Raw genomic sequence first — 23,218 nt, 5'->3', positions numbered from 1 at the left:
GCATGACTATACAAATGTCCAATTCGACCCACGCGAGGGAGACCCTCGTGCTGGGCCTGCCACTCATCGGCTCGCATCTGGCGCAGATGGCGCTGCATGTGACCGACACGGTCATGGTCGGCTGGTATGGCGTCGTGCCCCTGGCGGCGGTGGTGCTGGGGGCGTCCTCGTTCTTCATCATCTTCGTCGTCGGCTCGGGCTTTGCCAAGGCTGTGATGCCGCTGGTCGCCGCAGCACTTGGCCGCGATGACGAGACCCGGGTCCGCCGCGACACGCGGATGGGGATATGGCTGTCGATCCTTTATGGCCTTGCAGTCTATCCGGTCTTCTGGTGGTCAAAGCCGATCCTCTTGGCCCTGGCGCAAGAGCCGGAGGTTGCGTCTCTGGCGCAGGATTACATGCGGGTCGCGGGGCTTGGGATGGTGCCCGCGCTGATCGTCACGGTCCTGCAAAGCTACCTTTCGGCGCTGCACCGGACGCAGGTGGTCCTGTGGGTGACCTTGGCCGCGGTCGTGGTGAACATCGGCGTCAACTGGGCGCTGATCTTCGGCAACGCGGGCTTTCCCGAGATGGGGGTGCGGGGAGCCGCCGTGGCAACCGTGGTGGTGCAGGTCCTGTCGCTGGTGATCCTGGCGACTTATGCGCACCTTTTGCCGGAACTGCGCCGGTTCCACCTTTTCCAGCGCTTCTGGCGGCCGGACTGGCATGCGATGGGCCAAGTGTTCCGGCTGGGCCTGCCCATCGGGCTGACCGGGCTGGCCGAAGGCGGGATGTTCCAGGCCTCGGCGCTGATGATGGGCTCGATCGGGACGGTGCAGTTGGCGGCCCACGGCATCGCGCTGGAGGTGGCGGCGCTGACCTTCATGCTGCACGTCGGCCTGTCCAGTGCCGCCACGATCCGGCTCGCGCGGTTCGACGGGCAGGGCGACCGGGCGGCGCTGCGGCAGGCGGCGAAGGTTGCGGTGGTGATCTCGTTCGGGGTGGCGATTGCTTCGGTCGTGCTGCTTCTGTTGACCCCCCGGCCCATCGTGGCGCTGTTTCTGGACTTGTCCAAGCCGGAAAGTGCGGCGATCCTTGCCTATGGCACGGTGCTTCTGGGGGTGGCGGCGCTGTTCCAGCTGGCAGACGGGATGCAGGTCATGGCGCTGGGTCTGTTGCGGGGCGTGCAGGATACAAAGGTTCCCCTGATCCTTGCGGCGGTCAGCTATTGGATGATCGGCATCCCGTGCAGCTATGTCCTGGCCTTCCAGCTGGGCTATGGCGGCGTCGGGCTGTGGTTTGGACTGGTGATCGGCCTTTTCTGCGCGGCGGGCAGCCTGATGTGGCGCTTCTGGCGGCTGGTGCGCTAGGGAAGGCTCGTCGATGACTTCGTCACTCCTCGCGGGCGGGTCGCCGTCGCGACGAGAAGACGAAGTCGCACGAGGAGCCTAGCGCCAGAGATGGGCGTGGCTGGCAAATCGGCCCTGCAGCTTGGCCAGAAGCCGGTTCAGGGTGCCGGGATGCGGGATGCCACCTGCTGCCAGCCGGTCCAGCGCGATCTCGACCGGGCAGGGGCGGCGACTGACCGGGTCCCAGTAGCGCGGATAGGCGATCAGGGCGGCATGAACCAGCTGCGCGAGGTCGGGCCGGGCGGTCCGGCGGTCGGGGACGGGACCCAGGTCGCGGGTCAGACCCCAGCCGGCATAGAACGGCGCGCCAAGGGTGGTGACCGGCACGCCCCGGACCAGCGCCTCGAACCCCAGAAGCGAGGTCATGGTCCAGACCTCCTGCACCTGATCCAGAAGGGCGGCGGTGTCTGAGGCGGGCAGCACCGTATCGGCCAGGCCCGCGGCCTCCACTGCGCCGGGACGCAGGCCCGCTTCGACGTCGGGATGCGGCTTGTACAGGATCACGGCGTCGGGATGTGCCGCCCGCACGGCCTGCAGAAGGCCAAGGTTCGTCCGCACCTCACCCGCGCCCTTGCGGATCGAGGCGTCGTCCTCGACCTGGCCCGGCACCAGGATGCGGCGACCGGGGGGCAGGGCGGGGACCGCGCCGGGCAGGTTGTACTTGGTCAGCCCCTCGGCCCGCAGCCGGTGGATCAGCGCCTTGGCCCTGTGGCGCTGGGCGTCGGTCAGGGGCGCTGCAATCAGCGTCTCCAACCGCGAGGGGCGGGTGGGGTCGTAGTAGATGCCAAGGTCGTCGGTCACCAGCGACAGCGGCGGCACCAGTTCGGCCCCTAGCCCGCGTGAGCGCAGGAAGCCGTCCTCGACCCGCAGGCAGGGGGCTGTGGGGGCGAACCCCTCGGGTTCCTTCCCGGCCCAGATCAAGAGGCTGCGGCCGGTCCGGCGGGCCAGACGGTCGGCAGCTTTGGGGGCGTCGCGGAACAGCAGGGGTTTCGGGCCGCCGAACACCTCTTGCAGGCGTCCGCGCTTCCACAGCCGCATCCCGGCGGCCACATGGCCCCGGCCATCGTCACGCCAGGCGCGGACCTCGGCCTGCAACTGGTGGATCACCTGGTCCAGCCCGCAGAGCTGGTCACGGCAGGGGTCGTACCAGATCGGGGCGTGCAGCATGGCCCCGGCAAAGAGTTCTTCTTTGGTCAGCGTCCGCCTGCGCCGGGGCAGGGGGTGTTCGTCCTGACTAAGGCCCCAGCCGGCATAGAAGGGGCGGCCGAAGACATGGGGGCGGTGGCCGTGCAGGATTGCCTCGAACCCCATCTGCGACGAGACGGTGTAGACCTCGGCCGCGCCCGCCAGCAGCAGATGCGGCGACACCGGAGCCGTCAGCAGGCTGACCCGCCCCCCCGCATCGCCCGAGCCATAGTGGCCGGGCCGCAGCCCCGCCCGGCTTTCCGGATGGGTGCGGATGACGATCCGCCGTTCGGGATGGTTGCGCTTTGCGGCGGCCAGCATCTGGCGAAACGTCGCCATCGTCGCCCCCGAGAAGTGGATCGAGGCATCGCCGACGGTCTGGTCGATCACCAGAACATAGCCGGGGGCAGGAGCGGGCAGGTTGGGGTCGTAATTGTTGTACTTGGACAAGCCTGCTTCCAGTAAACAATTGGTTAGCCAGTGAGCCTCGTCCAGAATATTCGAATTGTACAAGCTAGCATCCAGCAGGATCTCTTCGATCCGCGATGGCCGGTCACCGATGAAGTGCAGACCGACAGGGTCGAAGATCAGGCCGATCGGCTTTTCCCCCTGCGCCCGCCCCGGGTGGACCGAGCGCAGGAAGGCGTCCTCGACCCGGACCAGCGGCACCTTGCGCCGGGCTGCAATCCGCTCACCGCGCCACGCGGTCGGGCTGGCCCCCCAGACCAGGACGCCGTCCTCGCGCCCCGGAGCGCCTGCGTGCAGCTCATGCCCGGCAAGCTGCAGCATCCGGTGCAGGCGGTGGTTGCGCAGGAAGGACAGGTTCTGGTGGTAAAGCCGCCGCGGCACCCCGGTCAGCGCGCCGAACCCCTGGGGCACGGCGGGCTCAGTTCCCGGAATTGGCGGTGTTGGCCAGGTTCGAGGCCACGGCAGTCGAGCCGGTGATCGCGCCCAGGGTCTTTTGCCACTACACGTAAGGCGCTTCGGTCACGTACAGCGTGTCGCCGTCGCGGATCTGGAAATCCCGCGCCTCGAACAGGCCCGTGGGTTCAGTCAGGTCGAGGACGTAAACGATGCGCTGGTCGCCGATCAGGTCGGACCGTCCCAGCACCGCACGGGCGATGCCTTCGCTTTCGTCGCGCAGGATGAAGACGCCCTTGGGGTCCGCCGCCATCGTCGACAGGCCGCCCACGGTGGCAATCGCCTCCAGCGCGGAAAGGGTGGCGGATTCGAACGGCACCGTGCTTTGCGTGCCCGTGGCCCCCAGCGCGATGAATTTGCGGCTGTCTTCCTCGATCATGATCTTGTCGCCGGGCCGCAGCGCGATATCCAGCGAGGGGTTCTCATAGAGGTCTTTCAGCCAGATCCTGCCGGTATGGGCCCCCCGGGTCACCCGCACGATGGCGACGGCCGGATCGACGGTCACACCGCCCGACTTGGCCAGCATCGTGGCCAAGGTGCGGGTCGAGGATTCAATCGGATAGACCCCGTTCGACGCAGCTTGCCCCGAGATCGACACGGTGGACCCGCCGCCCGCATTGCGCGAGACGCTGATCTGCGGATCGGGGGTCTGGTCTTCCAGCTGCCGCGTGATGGCCTGGCGCAGGCCTTCGGGCGTCTGGCCCGCAGCGCGGATGCGGCCGGCATAGGGGATGTAGATGTAGCCCTGGCCGTCGACCTGCAATTCAGACAGACCGGACACACGCTGTCCGGTATTGCCCAGAAGCGGCTCGTCCTTGACGTTTTCGTAGACCGTCACGCTGATCGTGTCGCCGATCGAGATGGTGTCCGCGCCGACCAGACCCGCATTGCGGAAGCTTTCGCTGAAGCCAAAGCTGGGCTGGACAGCCGTTGCAGCCGAGACCGCCGGAGTGACCGGAACGATATAGGCGTCGCCCTTCGCCTCGACCGAACCAGAAAGGACCTGGCGCTTGGTCGGACCAGACCGCGGCAAGCCACAGGAGGCAACAAGCGACAGGGCCGTCAACAGTACGACCGCTTTGACTGTGTACGACATACGGAAGGTCACCGCCCTTAGCCCCGGCGTTCTGCGTCAGGATATTGTTGGGAACTCTAGCGAAACGCCTTAGGGTTGACCAGTGCGCCATGCGCAAATCAACGGACGAGGCGCAACTGTTGCCGCGGTGCCGCTTTGCCCGCCGTGAGGGCCTGATATGGGTCCTGGGGCGCCAGCATCAGGTCCACCACCTGACGCAGAAGCCGCCTGCGCCCCCGCCCCGAATAAAAGCCGCCGACCAATTGCGATGTCTCCAGCAGAAACTGCCGGTAATCGCGGTAGGCGCGGGTATCGGGGCGCTGGGGGGCGGCAAAGAATTCGTCGAGCGGCTGCGACGAGACGAACTCGGGCTTGGCATAGACGGCGTCGCCGAACGTGCGCAGCGGGAGACCGCGCCACAGCGCCTGCTGCCCGGCGGTGGAATTCACCGTCACCGCCGAGCGCGCGTCGTTCAGAAGCTGCGCCAGCTTGCCGCCGCGGACGAAATGCACGCGGTCGGCCAGGCCCCGTTCCGCGGCCAGACGGCGGATCGTGGGCAGGATCGGGACACGTCCATCCTCAAGCGGGTGGGCCTTGAAGACCAGGTGATGATGCTGTGGCGCGCCTTTGGCGAAGCCGTCGATCACCAGTGCCAGAAAGTCGGTCATGCTGGCAAAGGGCGAATGGTCGCGGAAACTGGCGTCATGTTCCAACTGCAGGATCGCCAGATGATAGGGAAAGCCGCCGCGCCGGATGCGGAAGGTGGCGAGCCGACGCTCCCACCGGTGGACCGGCATCAGCAGGAAGCGCCAGAGGTAAAGCTGGAACTCTTGCCAGACGGTCAGAGCCCGGTGCGGCCGGAAATTGCGGTAGGCGCGGCCACCCAGGGCGACGAAGCCGTGATAAAGCGCGCCCCAGAACATGTGTTCGCGCATGTCGCCCCAGGTTGCGGGCACGTCGGGCAGGTCGGGATCGACCCGCTCCATCGCGGCGCGCATCTGGGGGATGGCAAGGTGCATCAGCCGGGAGTGGCCGTTCGACCCGTCCCGTTCATAGGTGACCCAGTAGGGGCGAAGGTAGCCTTCCTCGAACACATGGACGGTGATGCCCCGGGCCTGGGCCAGCCGGATCGCCCGGGCGTGGATCGGCCGGGTGTCGCCATAGACCACCAGGTCGGTGATCTGGTGCTGATCGAAAAGCGTCGCGCAGTGGTCCGGCCAACGGTCGTGGCTGTCCTTGAACGCGATGTAGCCCGGCCCCGGCCAGAACAGCCGGTCGCCAAGATTGAAGCCCACGCGCCAGACCTGTGCCCCCGTGATGCGCAACAGCCCGGCCAGCCGATGGAACCAGGGTCCATGCGGGCCTTGCAGGAACAGGAAGCGGCGGACGGGGCGGGTCACCTGGGACACTGTGCCTTGGAACGGTTGGGAAGGAATGAATCGATATGGCCCGAAGGCTCGCAGGCTTGCAAGCGCGGCGGGGGGGCTTTACCTCGAAGAGAACAGCAGGAGGCACGCATGTTCACCGGAATTGTCACCGATATCGGTCGGATCGTCGAGACGAAGGTCACCGGAGACCTGCGGGCGCGGATTGCCACGCGCTATGACGTGGGCGGCATCGACATCGGGGCCTCGATCGCCTGCGACGGGGTCTGCCTGACCGTCGTGGCGCTGGGCTCCGAACCGGAGGGCTGGTTCGACGTCGAGATCTCGGCCGAAACGGTGTCGAAGACCAATCTTGCGGGTTGGGGCCCGGGCAAGCGGGTGAACCTGGAGCGCGCCTTGAAGGTCGGGGACGAACTGGGCGGTCACATTGTCTCGGGCCACGTGGACGGCCTGGCCGAGGTGGTGGGCGTGCGGCCCGAAGGTGGGTCGGTCCGCGTGACCTTCCGCGCGCCTGACGCTTTGGCCAAGTTCATCGCGCCGAAAGGGTCGGTGGCGTTGAACGGGACCTCGCTTACGGTGAACGAGGTTGCGGGGGCAGAGTTCGGGGTGAATTTCATCCCGCACACCCAGACGGTGACGACCTGGGGCGAAGTGGCCGTGGGGGACCGCGTGAACCTGGAGGTCGACACGATGGCCCGCTACGTGGCGCGGCTGCGGGAGTATGACTGAGGGCCGAGCGGGGGTTTCACACCCCCGCACCCCCGTGGGATATTTGCGCCAATGTGAACGAAAACTTTAATCAAATGCTGCGGAGTTTCGGGTGAGCGAGATCGGGCATAACGGCGGGCCGTCGCTGGCGGGTGGGGTCAGCTGGCGCAGGCACTGCTGGTCGGCGGCACGGGAGCGGTTGCTGCCGGTGTTGCCCATCGAAGTGGTGCGGTTGCGGGTCAAGCGGGCAGAGGCGCTGGGGCTGGACTACAGGACCTATGCCGGGGTGCGGGCGGCCACGGGGCATGATGTGGTGGCGTTTCTGTTTTCGTCGAATGCGTTGCGAGTGTCGGTGCTGCGGCCTGCGATGCCGGAGGATCGGGCGGGCAAGCTGGCAGTTGTCCAGTGCGGGCGGCTGGCATTTGCCGTTGCTCCGCTGACCCCGGGGATGGTGGAGGTGGCCAATCCGGTGCTCGATGCGGCCTATCCTGCGCCTTACGCGCTGGCGGGGTTCGGCGAGATGCGGGAGAGGGTGCGAGCGGCGCTGGGTAAGCTGCCTTCGGATCAGGTGATCCTGGTGGGCGATCTGGGGCTGGAGCGTGACTGGTGCGCGGCGGGGCGACTGGCTGGATATCTGCCGGCGGAGCGGTACTTCGGGTGAGGCGGGCAATGTCCGACGGAAGATGAAGTCTGCTGGTCGCAAGCCATTGGAAGAGATCCTTGCGTCCTGCTCGGACAGCCTTTTCCCGGACGAGATGGGCCGGGCACCTGTGCATCTTCACTCGGTCGATTGCGACGGTGATACGGCGCTTCATGTTGTGCTGCGGCGCAATGATAGTGACGCGGCGCTTGCGCTGATCGAAGCGGGGGCGAAGGTGAATGCAGCTGGCGACATGTCGGAAACTCCGTTGCACATCGCGGTGCGGCTGCAGAACCGGCAAGTGGTGGATGCGCTTTTGAAGGCGGGGGCCGACCCTGATGCGATCTCGGAGTTCGGCCAGTCGCCCCGGAGGATGGCAGCCGAACGTGCGCCCGAACTGCGCAACCTGTTCCGGTCCAAATGAATACGGCGGCCCTTGGGGGGCCGCCGTTTCAAATCTTCGCGCAGTATGATCAGGCCGCCACGCGACCGACGAGCACGCTGTCGACCTGCTTGGCCGCGCCAGCCTCATCGACACCGGACACGGCCGCGACTTCGCGGGTCAGGCGTTCCAGGGCGGCCTCGTAAAGCTGACGCTCGGAGTAGGACTGTTCGCGCTGGTCGTCGGTGCGGTGCAGGTCGCGGACGACCTCGGCGATGGACAGCAGGTCGCCTGAGTTGATCTTCTGCTCATACTCCTGGGCGCGGCGCGACCACATGGCGCGCTTGACCTTGGCCTTGCCCTTCAGGGTGTCCAGCGCCTTGGTGATCACGTCGGGGGCCGACAGGGCACGCATGCCGATTTCCACCGCCTTGTGGGTGGGGACGCGCAGGGTCATCTTGTCCTTTTCGAACGAGATGACGAAAAGCTCCAGCTGAATCCCGGCAATCTGCTGCTCCTCGATCGAGATGATCTTGCCGACGCCATGCGCCGGGTAGACCACGAAATCGTTCGGACGGAATTCAGGCTTCTTCGACTTGGTCATTCAGCTTTCCCCAAAAGGAGGCCCCTTCCGCGACAAAGACCCCGCGCGCCCTGAACCTTCGTTCAGGCGAGTGGAGCTGGATTGTCACAAAAGATTTGGGCCCAGGCGATATGCGCTAAGCCGGTTCAGGCTTCCATGCTTGCTTTGTAAACGAACAATAACACAAAAACGCGCCGATTCCAACTGCCGCGAAACCGGGCAGTTCAAACGTAACGTATTGAAATTTTGTCACTTTACGCGTTGTCACTGATTCGGTGCCGCAGATATGCCCGAATCGCATAGGTCTTCAGCCGCCGGCGCCGGGGGCCTCCGAGAAGTACTTCTGCAACTTGCCGGTTTCGCCGTCCCGCTCTTCGTAGTCGGGCAGCGGGTCCTTCTTGGTCACGATCACCGGCCACTGGACGGCATATTTCCGGTTGAAGGAAACCCATTCCTCCATGTCCGGTTCCGTATCGGGACGAATTGCGTCGGCGGGGCATTCGGGTTCGCAGACGCCGCAGTCGATGCACTCATCCGGGTGGATGACGAGCATGTTCTCGCCTTCGTAGAAGCAGTCGACCGGGCAGACCTCGACGCAGTCGGTGTATTTGCAGGCGATGCAGTTGTCGATGACGACATAGGTCATGGGGGTGGCCTTGGGCGGATGCGTTTGCGTCTAGCTAGAGCAGGCGGGCGGATCATTCAAGCGGGTCGGGGGCAGATGTTTCCGGATCGAGGTCAAGGTAAAGTGCCTGGGCTTCGGTCGCCGGGCCGCGTCTGATCCCCAGTGCAAGGACGCGGATCACGCGGATGCGGTTGCCCTGCGGGAAAGTCAGGGTGTCGCCTTGGGCAATGTCGCGGCCCGGGCGGCTGATGCGGGTGCCGTTGACGCGGACATGACCCTCGGCGATCAGCTCGGCGGCGATGCTGCGCGACTTGAAGAAGCGGGCCTGCCAGAGCCATTTGTCCAGCCGCAACCGTTGGGCGGCGGCTGGATCAGGTTTGCCCGAAGGCCCCGCCAATCAGACCTTGCCCTTGAGGGCAAGAAGGGCCGCAAACGGGTTGTCCGGGTCGATGGGCTTTTCCGCGCGCGGGGGGCGGGCCTCATACGACTTCTGGCGGTCGTCGCGCTGCGGTTTGCCGCCCTTGTAGTCGCCCTTCGGACGGTCGCCTTTGGGGCGGTCGCCGCGCGGGCGGTCGCCTTGCGGACGCTCACCCTGGCCTTCGCGCTTGGGCCGATCCCCCTGGGGACGCTCGCCTTTCGGACGCTCGCCTTGCGGACGCTCGCCTTGTGGACGCTCGCCACGGGGTGCGCGGGGGGCATCGCCTTCCTTGCGCTCGGGGCGCGGGGTGCGTTCGCCACCACGCTCGGGGCGCTGGCGGGGCTTTGGCGCCCAGGTGAAGGTGTAGAAACCCTCCATCTCGGGAGCCGCAGGTTCGGCTTCGGGTTCCGGCGGCGGGGCCAGGATCGAGACTTCCTCGGGGATCGGGACGCCTGCCGCAATGGCAGCGGCGGCCTCGGCCGAGATTTCAGGGACCTTTGCCGCCTCGGTGGCTTTCACCTTGGCGCGTTCGGCCTTCTCAGGCTTGTAGCCCAGGCCCGCCATCAGGTCGGCGAACTGGTCCAGGGTCATCCCGGTGATCGACAGCATGTCGGGGGTCGCCTCGAACCCGGCGCGAGAATCCTTCTGGCGCAGGATGTCGGCCAGGCGTTCCAGCATGTCGATGCGGATCGCGCGGGTTCCGGCGGGGTGATAACCGGCCAGCGTGTAGTGCTGCTTCGGCACTTCCTGGACGTTGGGGATCGTCACCAGGCCCGGGGGCGGCGATTCGGGGAATTCCTGCAGCCCGTTCCACAGGGACCACAGCACCAGCCGCAGACGGGTGGGCGCGGGTTTCAGCAGGGCGGGCAGGAAGATGGTGAACTGACCGAAACGGACGCCGTGCTTGCGCAAGGCACCACGGGCTTCCTGATCAAGCTCTTTCACTTCGTTCGCCACGGCGTCGCGCGGCAGGACGCCCATCGCCTCGGACAGCCGGAACGCGAAGCCGCGGGCAAGGCCGGTCAAAGCCTCGTCGCGTCCCATCGCGAGGAGGGGTTCAAACTGCGCGGCGACCTTGCGGTCGATGAAGTGCTGCAGGCGGCGGCGGACCTTTTCCACCACGTCCGGCCCGGCTTCTTCGTCGACGAAGGCCTCGACAGCCGGTTTCGCGGGCTCAGCGCCCTTCACCAGCTTGCCCACCGCGTTGGTGCCCCACATCAGGCCGCCCTGTTCGGTGAAGTCCAGTTCCGTGTCCGGCGCGTTGTAGAAGCGGTCGGCGCGCAGGTGGAATTCGGGCTTCAAGGCCTGGATCGCGGCCTGGGCCAGCGTGCGGGCCGCATCGGGCGTGGCACTGGCATCCTGCTTGAAGCGGAAGCCCTCCAGTTTCCCGGCGAATTCGCCTTCGACCGTCACTTCGCCCTTGTCATTCACTTCGGCCACCAGAGCCTCCTTCTGCTTCAACCGGCGGAGGAGAACGGATGTCCGCCGGTCGACAAATCGTTGCGTCAGCGCCGCATGCAGCGCATCCGACAGGCGGTCTTCTACAGCGCGCGTTTCCTCGCGCCAATGGGTTTCGTCTTCGACCCAGTTTTTCCGCTGTGTGACGTAGGTCCAGGTGCGGATATAAGCGAGCCTGCGCGATAAAGTGTCGATGTCGCCTTCGGTCTTGTCGATCCGCTTGATCGCGGTGGACAGCCAGTCGCTTGGGATACGGCCCCCGCCAAGTCCCCGGCCCACAAGAAACTCGAAAATCCGGGTCAGAAGCGTGGTGTGTTCCGGGCCGGAGGAGGAGCGGAAGTCGGGAATCCGGCAGACATCCCACAGAAGCTGCACGCGTTTGGGTTCGGTCAGCTTGTCCTGCACTTCCGGCAGCGCCGAGAGCGCCTTCAGCGCCAGCACGTCGTCGGCGTCCCGCGCGCGGGTCAGCCAGTCGTTGTGCGTGGGGGCCTCAAGACTGCGGATCAGGCGGTCGGCAGATCCGAAATCCATCGATTCGTTGCGCCAGTGCAGTTTCTTCACCGGAGCGAAGCGGTGGGTTTCGATCGCCTCGACCACGTCCTCGTCGAAGGGGCGCGCCTCGCCAGTGACGCCAAAGGTGCCGTCCTCGGTGTGGCGCCCGGCGCGACCGGCGATCTGGGCCAGTTCCTGCGGATACAAGGCGCGCATCCGGCGGCCGTCGAACTTCACCGTCGAGGAAAACGCGACATGGCTGATATCGAGGTTCAAGCCCATGCCGATGGCGTCGGTGGCCACCAGGTAATCCACATCGCCATTCTGATAGAGCGCGACCTGAGCATTGCGGGTGCGGGGGCTAAGCGCCCCCATGACCACGGCGCAGCCGCCTTTCTGGCGGCGGATCAGTTCCGCGATGGCATAGACGTTTTCCACCGAGAAGCCGACGATGGCCGACCGTTCCGGCATCCGGCTGATCTTCTTCGACCCGGCATAGGTCAGCGTCGACATCCGGTCGCGCTTGAGGAACGTCACATGCGGCACCAACCCCGCAATGGCCCCGCGCATGGTGTCGGAGCCGAGAAACAGTGTCTCGTTCAGCCCCCTTGCCCGCAGCAGGCGGTCGGTGAAGACGTGCCCCCGGTCGGCGCCGGCGCAAAGCTGGATCTCGTCCACCGCCACGAAATCCGCGCCGATTTCCAGCGGCATCGCTTCGGTGGTGCAGACCCAGTACTGCGTGCGTTCGGGAACGATGCGTTCCTCGCCCGTGACCAGCGCCACGACGGACGGGCCGACCTTGGCGACGATGCGGTCATAAACCTCACGCGCCAGCAGGCGCAGCGGCAGGCCGATGACACCGGTGCGGTGCGACAGCATCCGCTCGATCGCGTGATGGGTCTTGCCAGTGTTCGTCGGCCCAAGGACCGCCGTCACCCGCCGCGGGGCGTCCATGACTTAAAGCTCCTGGCCCTCGGCCTCGACCTCAAGGCGCTCGACCGCTTCGGTCGCGCCCTGCAGATGGGGATGGATGGCGAGGGCGGCCTTGTAAACCTCTAACGCACGTTCGGGCTTGCCGGTTTCTTCCAGAATCATCGCCAGCCCCGACAATGCCCCGAAATGCCGCGGGTTCAGGGTCAGGACCTTGGCGATGTCCGCGACCGAAGGCCCGAACTCGCCCGCCATGTAATAGGCGGTGGCCCGCGCGTTCCAGGCTTCGGCGAAATCGGGGGAGTGGTCGATGACGGCGGTGAAATGCTCGATGGCCTGGCCTGCATCGCCCAGATTCATCGCGTCCTTGCCGCGTTGAAGCAGCAGGTCCATCGCGGGAGAGCCGGATTTGGACCATTCGATCCAGATTTCCGTCTCGATCCGGCCCGCCTCGGCCGCCTCGGCGGTCTTCAGCCGGTCGAAAAGTCCATCCAGCTTGGCGGTGTCTTCCGCGAAGGCGACCGCACAAGTCAGGAAAAACGGCAAAAGTGCCGCAACGAGACGATTGAGAATGGCGGCCTGGACACCCATAACTTGAAAGTAACCGATCCGCGCCAGATTGCCAGTGGTGCCAGGGTCACGAACCGGAGACTTGTGATGAGCGAAATGATCGATGCCGCCGTGAAGGCGCTGAGTGCGAAACTGTCGGGCGGGTTTGACGGCATTGCCAAGTTCGTCATCCCGGGCGAAGGGGCGATCATGCTGGACCCCGCCGGGGTGCGCGCCGGGGACGAAGACTCCGACGTCACCCTGACCGCCGAGGCTGACGTCTTCCGCGCGATCCTGGACGGCGAGATGAACCCGACGATGGCCTTCATGACCGGCAAGCTGTCGGTGGACGGCAACATGGGTCTGGCGATGAAGCTGGGCTCGGTGCTGGGGTGAAGGACAGCCCGGTCCACGAGGCTCCGTTCCGCGCCGACCTGGCCGACGGGCCGCCGGGCGCGGTTTGCGTCTGGCTGCAGGCCGGTGCGGCGCGGATTCGCGTGGCCTGGTGGAAGGCCGGGGACAAGGGGACAGTGCTTCTCTTTCCCGGGCGCACGGAATGTGTCGAGAAATACGGGCGGGCCGCGGGCGACCTGGTGGCGCGCGGCTTTTCTGTCATAACCATCGACTGGCGGGGGCAGGGTGCGGCGGACCGGGCGTTGCCGGACCGGATGACCGGCCATGTTGGGGATTTCTCTGAATACCAGCAGGATGTCGATGCGATGCTGGCCGAAGCCGGACGCGCTGGGTTGCCGCAGCCCTACTACCTGGTTGCGCATTCGATGGGCGGCTGCATCGGGCTTCGCAGCCTGATGCGCGGTCTTTCGATCCGGGCAGCGGTCTTCTCGGCCCCGATGTGGGGCATTGCGATGGCCGCCTGGTTGCGCCCGGTCGCCTCGGTCGTGGGGGCGCTGGCCGGACCCTTGGGCTTTGCCCACCGCTATGCGCCGACGACAGGGGGGCAGGCCTACCTGACCAGCCAGCCCTTCGAGGGCAACGTGCTCACCACCGACCGCGAGATGTGGGACTACATGCGCCGCCAGGTGGTCGAGGCACCCGAGCTGGCGCTGGGCGGCCCCTCGATCGGGTGGTTGCAGGCGGCGCTGCGGGAATGTGCCGCGCTGTCGGCCATGGCGGCCCCCAGGGTACCGGTAATCTGCGGCCTTGGCACGGCGGAAAAGGTGGTGGACGTGCCGCCGATCCACCTGCGGATGGCTGGATGGGGGACCGGCCAGCTGGACCTTTACCCCGGGGCCGAGCACGAGATCATGATGGAAGGCCCTGCGACCCGCGCCCGCTTCTTCGACCGCGCCGCCGCGCTGTTCGAGGCGAACCGCTAAGGGAAGGTGGGCGGATCGCCCACCCTACGCAGGCTCCCGGGGACCGCAGGTCAGGATGGGACCGAGGAGGGGGCCGCGCTGGCAGAACGGGCCTCTCTCCATCCCGTTGCTGGGCACACCGCGATCCGACGCCGCAGCTCCACCCCGCCATCGCCAGCTCCCGCGCCCTCTCCGTCACGATGGTCAGCCCGACCTGCCCCACATCAACCAGAGCGGCGAAGACCTCGCCGAAGCAGAGCCCCTCCTCTACGGCCCCCATTCCGCCGTCTCGATCCGCCTGCGCTTCACCAGGAACCAGGGCGCTCAGGGTGCGGACACGGTTGTGACCCTTTGATGTCGGCCGGGTCGCGTTTGATCTGATGCACCAAGACGCGATGCGGACCACCCTGTGTGGCCCACTCGCGTCCGATGATCCCCTTCGCAGCCCAACGCTGCGGCCCGCCATCTTTGCGTCAACGCCTGCCAAACCGTTGCCCAACCCATCGCGCGCCAGAGCCATGCCTGGAAGCCGGGCACGAGCGTAGGGTGGGCGATGCGCCCACCCTCCCGGCGTCAGCTGCGTGCGTCCAGTTTCTTCTCGATCGCGGTCAAACGCTCCATCACCTGCGCTTCGAAGGCCTGGTCGCGCTCTTGTTCGGCCTCGCTTGCGGCCTCTTGCATCGAATTCACGATCAGACCGACGATCAGGTTCAGAACAGCGAAAGTCGTGATCAGGATGAACGGCACGAAGAAGGCCCAGGCATAGGGATAGACCTCCATCACCGGGCGCACGATCTCGCCCGACCAGCCTTCCAGGGTCATGATCTGAAACAGCGTGAAGGAGGTGGCTGTCAGGCTGCCGAACCACTGCGGGAAGCTTGCCCCGAAGAGCTTCGTCGCCATCACGGCGGCGATGTAATAGATGATCAGGATCAGCAGGAAGACCGATCCCATCCCCGGCAGGGCGCGGCCAAGGCCGTCCACCACCCGGCGCAGGGACGGCACTGCCGAGACCACCCGCAGCACCCGCAGGATGCGCATCGCGCGCAGGACCGAGAAGCTGCCGGTGGCGGGCAAAAGCGAGATCCCGATGATGACGAAGTCGAAGACGTTCCAGCCCGAGCGGAAGAAGCGCGGCCCAAGCGCGAAAAGCCGCAGCGCAAGTTCGACCACAAAGATCGACAGGCAGAGCCGGTCAATGGCCAGGATGAGGCCCCCGGCGCGCGCCATCACCGCGGGGAAGGTCTCCAGCCCCAGGGTGACGGCGTTGATCAGGATCAGCGCGATGATGAAGCGCGCGACTGTCGGGCGGTCAAGAAAGGCGGCAACGGCGGCGCGAGACGACATGGGACCTCGGGAACTGGGGACGGTGCCGCCGATATGTGGCACCGGGAGTCTTCCGTCCAGCCCCTTACCGCAAAAGACTATTCTTTCGGCGGGCAGGTCGCGCAACGGGTCAGGCTGCTCATCCGGTCATCCGCGAATTCCATGCTGCGGCCATCCGGTCCGGTCAGGACCAGGGTCCGGTCCGTTACGCGGTCCAGTCGCGTCATCGCCGAAAGCGCGTCGAAGTAGGTCTGTTCTTCGGCCAGCCGGTCGCAGGCCATCCGGGTAGCTGCGATGCCGCCAAGCTTCAGCTCCGGCAGAGCCGCCAGGTTCCGCCCGCCGTAGCGGTTGCAGGGCGCCTTGCCCGAGACGTTGCCCAAAGCGTCGATGGTCAAGGTCGCGGGGATGTCGACGGCCTGGCCGTCGATGGCCAGAAGCTCCCAATCGACCCCGCTGGGGTCCTGGGCCTGGGCGGTGCAGGCGGTCATGGCAAGGGCGGCAAAGAGGGGCAGAAGACGCATTGTGGGGGCTCCGTCATGAGGTCAGACATCCCTTTGACGCGTCAGAAAGCCTCGGGCTTGGCTTCGCGCGCCATGTGGTCGAGAACGGCGTTGACGAACTTGGACTCTTTGCCTTCGGGGAAGAAGGCCTTGGCTACGTCGACATATTCGGTGATCGCCACTTTGGGTGGCGTGACCATGTCCACCAGTTCCGCCCCCGCCGCACGGAAAAGCGCGCGCAGCACCGGGTCGATCCGGTCGATCGGCCAGGTCGCGACCAAAGCGCGGTCGGTCAGCTGGTCGATCTTCGCCTGCCAGTTCACCGCCGCCGCCACCACGGCGCGGAAATGGTCGACGTCGCCTTCGGCAAATTCGCCCTCGTCATAGGTCGCCCCGAAACGGTGCGTCTCGAACTCGCGCGTGACGGCCTCGACCGTCTGGCCCGAGCTTTCCATCTGGAAAAGCGCCTGCACGGCGTAAAGCCGGCTGGCGGATTTCATCTGGCGCTTTTCGTCACGCTTGGCGGTCGTCATGCCCTAAAACCGATCCCCTTGGTCTTGCCGGCCCATTTGCGCGACAAGGCGACCAGATGCAAGGCCGCCGCTGCGGCACCGCCACCCTTGTTCTGTCCCGCCGGGTCGGCCCGCACCTCGGCCTGGGCGCGGTTTTCCACCGTCAGGATGCCGTTGCCGATGCAGACGCCCTGCAGGCCCAGCAGGCTGATCGCGCGAGAGCTGTCGTTGCAGACCGTGTCGTAATGCGTCGTCTCGCCTCGGATCACGCAGCCAAGGGCCACGAAGCAGTCGTATTCCGCCAGCCGCTGCGCCATCGCGATGGCCGAGGGGATCTCCAGCGCGCCTGGCACTTCGACCAGGTCCACCTCGGCCCCGCAGGCTTCGCCCACGGCGCGCGCGCCAGCGACCAGGTTGTCGGCGATGTCCTTGTAGTAGGGCGCGACAACGATCAGCAGCTTCACCGGCTTGTCAAAGCGGGGCAGGGGCAGCGTGTAATGCGTCTCGGCGGTGGCCATGACTTACTCCTTGATCGCGCGGGTGCCCGCGATGGTCAGGCCATAGGCGTCAAGGCCCACGAACCGCGGTGCGGCAGAGTTCGTCACCAGGGTGATTGCCGACAGGCCCAGCGTCGACAGGATCTGCGCGCCAAGACCGTACTGTCGCAGCGTCTGCGGCGAATGTTCGCCGGGGGCGACCATCTTCATCGTCGTGTCGCGCAACAGGACGACAACGCCGCGCCCTTCCGCCGCGATGAGCCGCATCGCAGGGGGCAACTCGCCGCCGCCACCGACGCCCAGCACATCCTCCAACGGGTTCAGCGCATGAACGCGGACCAGGACCGGGCCTGGGGCCGCAAGGTCGCCCTTGGACAGGACGATATGCTCATCACCATGCGTCTCGTCAGCGAAAACCCGCATCAGCCAGTCGCCACCATGCGCGGACTGCACCGCCTTGACCGCCTTTTCGGTGATCAGGTTGTCGTGGCGGCGGCGGTAGGCGATCAGGTCGCTGATCGTGCCGATCTTCAACCCGTGCTTCTGCGCAAAGGAAATCAGGTCGGGCAGGCGGGCCATCGTGCCATCGTCATTCATGATCTCGCAGATCACGCCCGAGGGGTTCAGCCCGGCCAGGCGGCTGACGTCCACCGCGGCCTCGGTATGACCGGCGCGGACCAGAACGCCGCCCTCCCGCGCCTTCAGCGGAAAGATATGCCCCGGTGTCGCGATGTCGGCCGCACCCTTGGTCGGGTCGATCGCCACGGACACCGTCCGCGCGCGGTCGGCGGCCGAGATCCCGGTTGTGACCCCTTCGCGCGCCTCGATCGACAACGTGAAGGCGGTCTCGTGGCGGCTGGAGTTCTTCGGGCTCATCAACGGCAGCCCGAGCGCGTCGATCCGCGCGCCGGGCAGCGCCAGACAGATCAGGCCCCGGCCATGCGTCGCCATGAAGTTGATGGCATGGGGCGTGCACATCTGTGCCGGGATCACCAGATCGCCTTCGTTCTCGCGGTCTTCGTGGTCGACAAGGATGAACATCCGCCCGTTGCGGGCGTCTTCGATGATCTCCTCGGTCGAGGATATGGCGTCGGAAAAGTCGGACATGGGGTGCCTCGCAAGCTCTCCGCGCCCATGTATCGCGGGGCGGGCGCAAAGGCCAGAGGGTGCCCTGCGTTGGCTCTGCAGAACCGATGTGCGCGGGTGCCGGGCCGGGCGCCGGAATTTTGGAAATTCCGGTCCGATTTCTGTGAAGAAATCGGTGCCCCGCGCCGGACCGTCGTCAGACCCGTGCCGAGAGGACGGCAAGGCAGGCGACTTCCGCCAGTTGCTGCGAGCCCCCCAGGATGTCGCCGGTTTGCCCGCCGATCTTCCGCAGGGCGATGATTGCCAGCAGGATGGCCGCACCGAAGGCCGCAAAGACCAGCGACACCGCCGTCCAGCCGGTCACGGCCACGGCAATCGCCCCGGCGATCAGCAAAGCCACCAGTGCGGTCGCGGCACTTGGTCGCCCGGTGGCATGGCTTAGCCCCTCACCCCGGGCGTTGGGCAAAAGCGCCATCACCAGCGCCATCGGCGCGCGGGACAGGGCCCCCGTGGCGATCAGCGCGGCCCAGACACCGCCGCCGTCCTGGCCAAAGACCAGCACCGCGGTCAGCGCCGACCAGCGGGCCAGCGTGACCAGGACCAGCGCAAGCACGCCGTAGCTGCCGACCCGGCTGTCCTTCATGATCTCCAGCCGTCGCGCCTTGGTCCAGCCGCCGTAAAGCCCATCGGCCGTGTCAGAGAGCCCGTCTTCGTGCAACCCGCCGGTCAGCATCGCGCCCAGGGCAAGGACAAGGACCGCCGTCACTCCCGGCGTCACACCCAGCCACAAGGCGGCGCTGGCCAGAGCCGCCCCAAGTGCGCCCAGTACCGCGCCGACCAGCGGCCAGGCCCAGGCCGAGGCGGCCCCGGTGCCGTGGTGGTTTGGCAGCGGCAACCGCGACAGCAGCGCAAAGGCCGACAATATGTCGCTGGGCAGCCGAAGGGCGATGTCGCGGATTGGGGTCAAAGCGGCTTATCCCGGCTGGCGTTCACATGGGCCTTGGGGTAGCCCCAGACGCGATAAGGTGCAATCCGGAGAAGATGATGCCGTTCCAGACCCTTGCCGATGTCCGCGCGATGCTGGCGAAGCTTCCGGCCCCCGATGCGGCGGCCCTCGCGGCAGCCGAGGCGCGGAACGGTCAGCTGACAAAGCCTCCGGGCGCGCTGGGGCGACTGGAGAAGGTGGCGATCTGGATGGGGGGCTGGCAGGGGACCGCGAAGCCCACCGCCGAAAGGCCTCAGATCGTGATCTTCGCCGGAAATCATGGAGTTACGGCAAAGGGAGTCTCGGCCTTCCCGGCGGAAGTCACGGCGCAGATGGTGGCGAACTTCGCCCACGGCGGGGCGGCGATCAACCAGCTGGCCCATGCCTTCGGGGCCAAGCTGGATGTTCATGCGCTGGACCTGAACTCTCCCACCGCCGATTTCACCGAGGCCCCCGCGATGACCGAGGATGAGGTCATCGACGCCATGCGCAAGGGCTATGATGCGGTCAATCTTGAGGCCGACCTTTTCGTCGCGGGCGAGATGGGCATCGGCAACACCACCGCTGCGGCTGCCATCGCCACCGCGCTTTACGGCGGCGTCGGCTGGGCCGGGCGCGGGACCGGCGTGGATGACGAGGGCCTGCGCCGGAAGGAAGCCGCCGTTGCGGCGGGGCTTGAACGGCACAAGGCGCTGCTTGGCGATCCGCTTCAGGTCCTGCGCTGCCTCGGCGGGCGCGAGATTGCGGCGATGACCGGGGCCTACCTGGGCGCGCGGATGGGGCAAGTGCCGGTGATCCTGGACGGCTTCATTTCCTGCGCCGCCGCCGCCGTGCTTGAGAAAGCCGCCCCGGGCGCGCTGGACCACTGCATCGCGGGCCACCAAAGCGCCGAGGGAGCACATGCCCGCTTGCTGGAGAAACTGGGCAAGGAGCCGCTTTTGTCGCTGGGGCTGAGGCTGGGCGAAGGCTCGGGGGCGGCGCTGGCAATCGGTGTGGTGCAGGGGGCGGTCGCCTGCCATTCCGGGATGCTGACCTTCGCCGAAGCTGGGGTTGCGGCGGGCTAACGGGGCTGCTCCTCGTGCGACTTCGTCTTCTCGTCGCGGGGTGATCCACAGCGAGGAGTGACGAAGTCAACGACGAGCGGTTGTCAGGACGCCGGATCAGGCCTTCGGCATCTTCAGGCTGATCAGTCGCCCGCCCTTCTGGTAGCGGACCTCGGTCTCGGTGATCGCCTTGATGGTGCCGCCGTCGATCTTGTCGCCAACCTTGACCTTCTTGTACTTGCCGTTCGACTGCCGGACCAGCGCATAGCGGCGCGAGTCGGTGCCGTAGGTTCCGATCAGGTTGATCTTCGACAGGTTGATCGCATTCGCGAAGGTCGCCTGTTTTGCCACGCTGGCCTTGGTCGGGATCGAGGGCGCGGCGCGCGCGGGCTCGGGCTCGTCCAGTTCATCCAGTTCTTCCGGCTTGGCCTCGACCGCAGGAGCGGCGGCGGCAAGCTCGACCTCCGCCTCGGGGGCAGCCTCGGGCGCGGGCTCCCGGACGGCGGCGGCCACGGCGGCCTCGACGGCGTTCGAAAAGTCGTTCGGGCGCGAGGCGGGCCGCATCGAGATCGCGACGATCGACGGGTTCTGGGCCTCCAGCGCGGCGGCCTCGGCCAGTTTCGCCTCGGCCTGCGCGGTCAGCGAGGCGGCCTGTGCGCCAAGGTCGGCTGCCTGGGCCGGAGCGGCGGCGGCGGCTGCGGCGGCGACGCTGGCCGGGCGGGGCAGCGGGCGAAGGCCGGCAAATTCGGTCGCGGTTTCCGCTGCCAGGGCGGCATCGTCGGGCGCGGCGGGTGCCAGCGCCTCGGGACGGGGACGGGGGCGGAAGCCAGCCATCGCGGGGTCGGGGGGCGGAAGCTCGGCCGTCGGGGCGGTTTCCCCTGCGGTGACCAGCGAGGCATCGGCTGGCGAGGCGGTTGTGGAAGTTTCTGGGGCCGCCTCGGGGGCCGTCTCCGGTGCGGGTGCAACGGGGGCGGCCGCCAGTGCGGCGGCTGCGGCTGCTTCGCTGCGGGTGGGGGGAAGGAGCGGCGGCTTTCCGGCAATCAGAAAGACGCCTTCGGGACTCATGATCCCGTCGGGCGTCGCTTTCAGCAGGCCGTTCGCATCGAACTGGTAGACCGTCCCCGGTGCCGGAGGCGGCATCACCGGATCGGGCAGCACATCCCGGGCCTCGGCCAGGGCGGGCAAGGCCAAAGCGTCAAGTGCCGGGGGCGGGGCATCCATCGCGGAGAGGAAGATTTCGTCCTGATCCTCGACCGGGACAGAGGCGGCCGGGGCTTCGGTGGCCACCACGGTACCCGGAGCCGGTTCGGGCGCGGGCTCGGCCACCACATCGGCAGTCCGGCTGTCGGTCGCGGTCAAAGGGTCCGCCGGGTCTTCCACGGCACCCGTCACAGCCGGGTCGTCGGTTGTCGGGTCCTCGGCTGCCGGGTCCAGGGGTTCGGCCGCTGCAAGGTCTGCGGCCGGGTCTTGCCCACCGATGTTCACCGGCAGGCTTTCGGTCGCAAGCTCGTCGACGCTGGCTGTGGCGACGCCCTCCGCCTCGGGGATCGGATCGGTCATCCCCTCGGGGTCCTGCATGTCGGCCAGCATCTCGTCATCGACGCCCGGCACGACCTGGGTCGCGGCAGCGGTCTCTTCGGTCGGGGCACCGTTGCCGCCAACAAAGTACGAGGCCCAGGCCGCCACGAGGGCGAGGAAGAGGAGTAGAAGCCCGACCATCACCATGAACACGGTGCCGGTCCGCTTCTTGGCGGGTGCCACGGCGCCGAAGGTGCCGCCAGGACGGGCGGGCGATTTGACCGTGGTGGGCCCACCGATGGCGGGACGCGGGATGTCGCCGCCCTTGAGCTTCGGCTTGGCGCGTGTGCCGGGGATCGACGGCGCGGTCACCAGGCCGGGAAAGCCCTTGCCGTTGGCCGGTCGCGCCGCCGGGGCGGGTTTCGCCGTGGCGGGCGAGGCGGCCGTGCGCGTCACCCCGTCCATAAGCCGGGCCGCGCTGTCGGCGGCGGCGCTGCGGCGGCTGGCGAAGGCCACCATCGCGGCCGAAGGCGGAGCGGGCGGAATGTCATCCTCGATGTCATCGACAGCGAGGTTCCGGGCAGAAGGAGCGGCGGGCAAGCCGTCGCCTTCCGGGAAGGCAGAGGTGTCGGTGACATGGGCGAAGGGTGCTTCTTCGACCTCGAACACCGGCTTTGCGGCGACCGGGGCAGGCGCTGGTGTGGGGGCAGGTTCCGGGGACGGAGCAGCCACCTCGGCGGACGCTTCCCGGGCCAAAGTCGCTTCGGGTTCAAGCAAGGGCGTGTCGTCGAGCGTGGCGTCAACCGGCGCCGCGGCGGGGGGCAGGCTGGCGGAAGGTTCGACAGCGGGCAGCGCAACGGCGGGTTGGGCTGGGGGTGCTGCGGCCTCGTCCGGCAGATCGGCATTCAGCGCTTCGGCAAGGCCGGGAAGATCGTCTTCGACGGCGATGGCGCCCACGGCGGCCGCAGGCTGCGGCTTTTCGACAGGCGCAGGATCAGGCGCAGGATCAGGCGCAGGATCGGCCTTCGGAAGTTCGCGGTGCAGGATCGAGACCGGCTCGCGGTCGCGATCCACGGTCTCGTCCTCGGCCAGGATCGAGGCTGCGGCGGCGGTCGGGCCGAACCAGGGCTCTCCGACAAAGGCCCCATCCTCGGGGATCGCGACGAAAGAGACCGGGTTCAACCGATGCTCGACCGCAAAGCCTTCGGCCTGCTCCAGGGTTTCGCGGGCGATGACGGCGACCTTGACGGTGGCACCCTTGCCGGACCAGTCGAAGACCAGATCCTCGACCGCATAGGGGGTGCGGCCTTCCAGAGCGGTGGCGATCTGGCGGCGCTTGTCGTCGCGGCTGGGGCCGGGGGCGTTGACCTCGGTGTAAAGGATCTGGCTGTTCGGCAGGATCAGTTTGGTCGCAACACCCAACGGAGAAAGGCCAAGCGCGGTCTTGCGCAGGTAGTCCATCGCCTCGGGCAGGTCGGGTGCATCGAAGGCGACCTCGCCGATCGACAGCCAGCCTTTTGGCGTCCGGTGCAGAAGACCAATGGTCTCGCGGGTCAGGTCAAGGGCAAATGTCGGTTTCATGTCGCGGGTCTAGCACGGATTCTAAAGGTGCTGGAACGTGCGCCAGCGGTCCCGGGCAGGTTTAAAGCAGCTTTTCGCCGAATGGAAGGAAAAGGGCCAAGGAAGTCGTTGCGGC

21 protein-coding genes and 1 pseudogene are annotated in these 23,218 nt (G+C 67.0%); 7 read left to right on the top strand and 15 right to left on the bottom strand.

What is annotated here, in order from left to right:
• Positions 1-14 precede the first annotated feature (14 nt).
• Complete coding sequence (locus U1E69_RS00445) at positions 15-1,349, top strand: MATE family efflux transporter (RefSeq protein WP_322242040.1); 1,335 nt, start codon at positions 15-17, stop codon at positions 1,347-1,349.
• Positions 1,350-1,427: 78 nt separating this feature from the next.
• Here U1E69_RS00445 and U1E69_RS00440 read toward each other — a convergent pair whose 3' ends face one another.
• From U1E69_RS00440 to U1E69_RS00430, 3 genes and pseudogenes are all read right to left on the bottom strand, one after another.
• The gene (locus U1E69_RS00440; protein WP_322242050.1) at positions 1,428-3,362 is read right to left on the bottom strand and encodes a capsular polysaccharide biosynthesis protein; all 1,935 of its coding nucleotides are present in this window, start codon (positions 3,360-3,362) and stop codon (positions 1,428-1,430) included.
• A 97-nt stretch (positions 3,363-3,459) separates the two neighbouring features.
• A pseudogene (locus tag U1E69_RS00435) lies at positions 3,460-4,590 on the bottom strand (polysaccharide biosynthesis/export family protein).
• A gap of 98 nt (positions 4,591-4,688) precedes the next feature.
• The gene (locus U1E69_RS00430) at positions 4,689-5,978 is read right to left on the bottom strand and encodes a capsular biosynthesis protein (RefSeq protein WP_322242037.1); all 1,290 of its coding nucleotides are present in this window, start codon (positions 5,976-5,978) and stop codon (positions 4,689-4,691) included.
• A 108-nt stretch (positions 5,979-6,086) separates the two neighbouring features.
• On the opposite strand from U1E69_RS00430, the gene U1E69_RS00425 reads away from it, so the two are divergent.
• The 3 genes from U1E69_RS00425 to U1E69_RS00415 all read left to right on the top strand — a co-directional run bounded on the left by U1E69_RS00425 (position 6,087) and on the right by U1E69_RS00415 (position 7,726).
• A complete protein-coding gene (locus U1E69_RS00425; RefSeq protein ID WP_322242036.1) occupies positions 6,087-6,683 on the top strand; it encodes a riboflavin synthase in 597 nt (198 codons plus the stop codon).
• Positions 6,684-6,774: 91 nt separating this feature from the next.
• Positions 6,775-7,323, top strand: a complete 549-nt coding sequence (locus U1E69_RS00420) for a hypothetical protein (protein WP_322242035.1) — start codon at positions 6,775-6,777, stop codon at positions 7,321-7,323.
• A 22-nt stretch (positions 7,324-7,345) separates the two neighbouring features.
• Positions 7,346-7,726: an ankyrin repeat domain-containing protein gene (locus tag U1E69_RS00415; protein ID WP_322242033.1), complete on the top strand. Its 381-nt coding sequence runs from the start codon at positions 7,346-7,348 to the stop codon at positions 7,724-7,726.
• A 49-nt stretch (positions 7,727-7,775) separates the two neighbouring features.
• Here the strand turns inward: U1E69_RS00415 and U1E69_RS00410 are convergent, their stop codons facing one another.
• The 5 genes from U1E69_RS00410 to U1E69_RS00390 all read right to left on the bottom strand — a co-directional run bounded on the left by U1E69_RS00410 (position 7,776) and on the right by U1E69_RS00390 (position 12,781).
• A complete protein-coding gene (locus U1E69_RS00410) occupies positions 7,776-8,288 on the bottom strand; it encodes a CarD family transcriptional regulator (protein WP_305541562.1) in 513 nt (170 codons plus the stop codon).
• 286 nt (positions 8,289-8,574) lie between these two features.
• Positions 8,575-8,913: a ferredoxin FdxA gene (fdxA, locus tag U1E69_RS00405; protein WP_305541560.1), complete on the bottom strand. Its 339-nt coding sequence runs from the start codon at positions 8,911-8,913 to the stop codon at positions 8,575-8,577.
• Positions 8,914-8,965: 52 nt separating this feature from the next.
• Complete coding sequence (locus U1E69_RS00400) at positions 8,966-9,289, bottom strand: RNA-binding S4 domain-containing protein (protein WP_322242031.1); 324 nt, start codon at positions 9,287-9,289, stop codon at positions 8,966-8,968.
• Complete coding sequence (locus U1E69_RS00395) at positions 9,290-12,214, bottom strand: helicase-related protein (RefSeq protein WP_322242030.1); 2,925 nt, start codon at positions 12,212-12,214, stop codon at positions 9,290-9,292.
• Between the two features lie 3 nt (positions 12,215-12,217).
• Positions 12,218-12,781, bottom strand: a complete 564-nt coding sequence (locus U1E69_RS00390) for a tetratricopeptide repeat protein (RefSeq protein WP_322242028.1) — start codon at positions 12,779-12,781, stop codon at positions 12,218-12,220.
• 66 nt (positions 12,782-12,847) lie between these two features.
• Here U1E69_RS00390 and U1E69_RS00385 point away from each other — a divergent pair, with 66 nt between their 5' ends.
• Together U1E69_RS00385 and U1E69_RS00380 are read left to right on the top strand one after the other, a co-directional pair.
• On the top strand, positions 12,848-13,135 hold the full coding sequence (locus U1E69_RS00385; RefSeq protein WP_322242026.1) for an SCP2 sterol-binding domain-containing protein: 288 nt from the start codon (positions 12,848-12,850) through the stop codon (positions 13,133-13,135).
• Complete coding sequence (locus U1E69_RS00380) at positions 13,132-14,076, top strand: alpha/beta hydrolase (protein ID WP_322242025.1); 945 nt, start codon at positions 13,132-13,134, stop codon at positions 14,074-14,076. The genes U1E69_RS00385 and U1E69_RS00380 overlap by 4 nt, the downstream gene beginning before the upstream one ends.
• A 552-nt stretch (positions 14,077-14,628) precedes the next feature.
• Here the strand turns inward: U1E69_RS00380 and U1E69_RS00375 are convergent.
• From U1E69_RS00375 to U1E69_RS00350, 6 genes are all read right to left on the bottom strand, one after another.
• Positions 14,629-15,402 (bottom strand): ion transporter, encoded by a 774-nt coding sequence (locus U1E69_RS00375; protein WP_322242023.1) that lies wholly within the window; start codon positions 15,400-15,402, stop codon positions 14,629-14,631.
• 77 nt (positions 15,403-15,479) lie between these two features.
• Positions 15,480-15,902: an META domain-containing protein gene (locus U1E69_RS00370; protein WP_322242022.1), complete on the bottom strand. Its 423-nt coding sequence runs from the start codon at positions 15,900-15,902 to the stop codon at positions 15,480-15,482.
• Positions 15,903-15,943: 41 nt separating this feature from the next.
• Positions 15,944-16,414 carry a transcription antitermination factor NusB gene (gene nusB / locus U1E69_RS00365; RefSeq protein ID WP_322242020.1) on the bottom strand — a complete coding sequence of 157 codons (471 nt, stop codon included), beginning with the start codon at positions 16,412-16,414 and terminating at the stop codon, positions 15,944-15,946.
• A complete protein-coding gene (locus U1E69_RS00360) occupies positions 16,411-16,911 on the bottom strand; it encodes a 6,7-dimethyl-8-ribityllumazine synthase (protein WP_322242019.1) in 501 nt (166 codons plus the stop codon). Before U1E69_RS00360 ends, nusB begins: the two co-directional genes overlap by 4 nt.
• Positions 16,912-16,914: 3 nt before the next feature.
• The gene (gene ribB, locus U1E69_RS00355) at positions 16,915-17,997 is read right to left on the bottom strand and encodes a 3,4-dihydroxy-2-butanone-4-phosphate synthase (protein WP_322242017.1); all 1,083 of its coding nucleotides are present in this window, start codon (positions 17,995-17,997) and stop codon (positions 16,915-16,917) included.
• A 175-nt stretch (positions 17,998-18,172) separates the two neighbouring features.
• Entirely contained in the window at positions 18,173-18,934 is a 762-nt protein-coding gene (locus U1E69_RS00350) for an adenosylcobinamide-GDP ribazoletransferase (RefSeq protein ID WP_416200242.1), read from the bottom strand.
• An 86-nt stretch (positions 18,935-19,020) separates the two neighbouring features.
• On the opposite strand from U1E69_RS00350, the gene cobT reads away from it, so the two are divergent.
• Positions 19,021-20,025, top strand: a complete 1,005-nt coding sequence (cobT, locus tag U1E69_RS00345) for a nicotinate-nucleotide--dimethylbenzimidazole phosphoribosyltransferase (RefSeq protein WP_322242013.1) — start codon at positions 19,021-19,023, stop codon at positions 20,023-20,025.
• Positions 20,026-20,121: 96 nt separating this feature from the next.
• Here cobT and U1E69_RS00340 read toward each other — a convergent pair whose 3' ends face one another.
• A complete protein-coding gene (locus U1E69_RS00340; RefSeq protein ID WP_322242012.1) occupies positions 20,122-23,103 on the bottom strand; it encodes a hypothetical protein in 2,982 nt (993 codons plus the stop codon).
• Between the last annotated feature and the right edge of the window lie 115 nt (positions 23,104-23,218).

Source organism: Tabrizicola sp. (assembly GCF_034366665.1).
Taxonomy (GTDB): Bacteria; Pseudomonadota; Alphaproteobacteria; order Rhodobacterales; family Rhodobacteraceae; genus Tabrizicola.
This window is presented reverse-complemented; position numbering and strand designations above follow the sequence as displayed.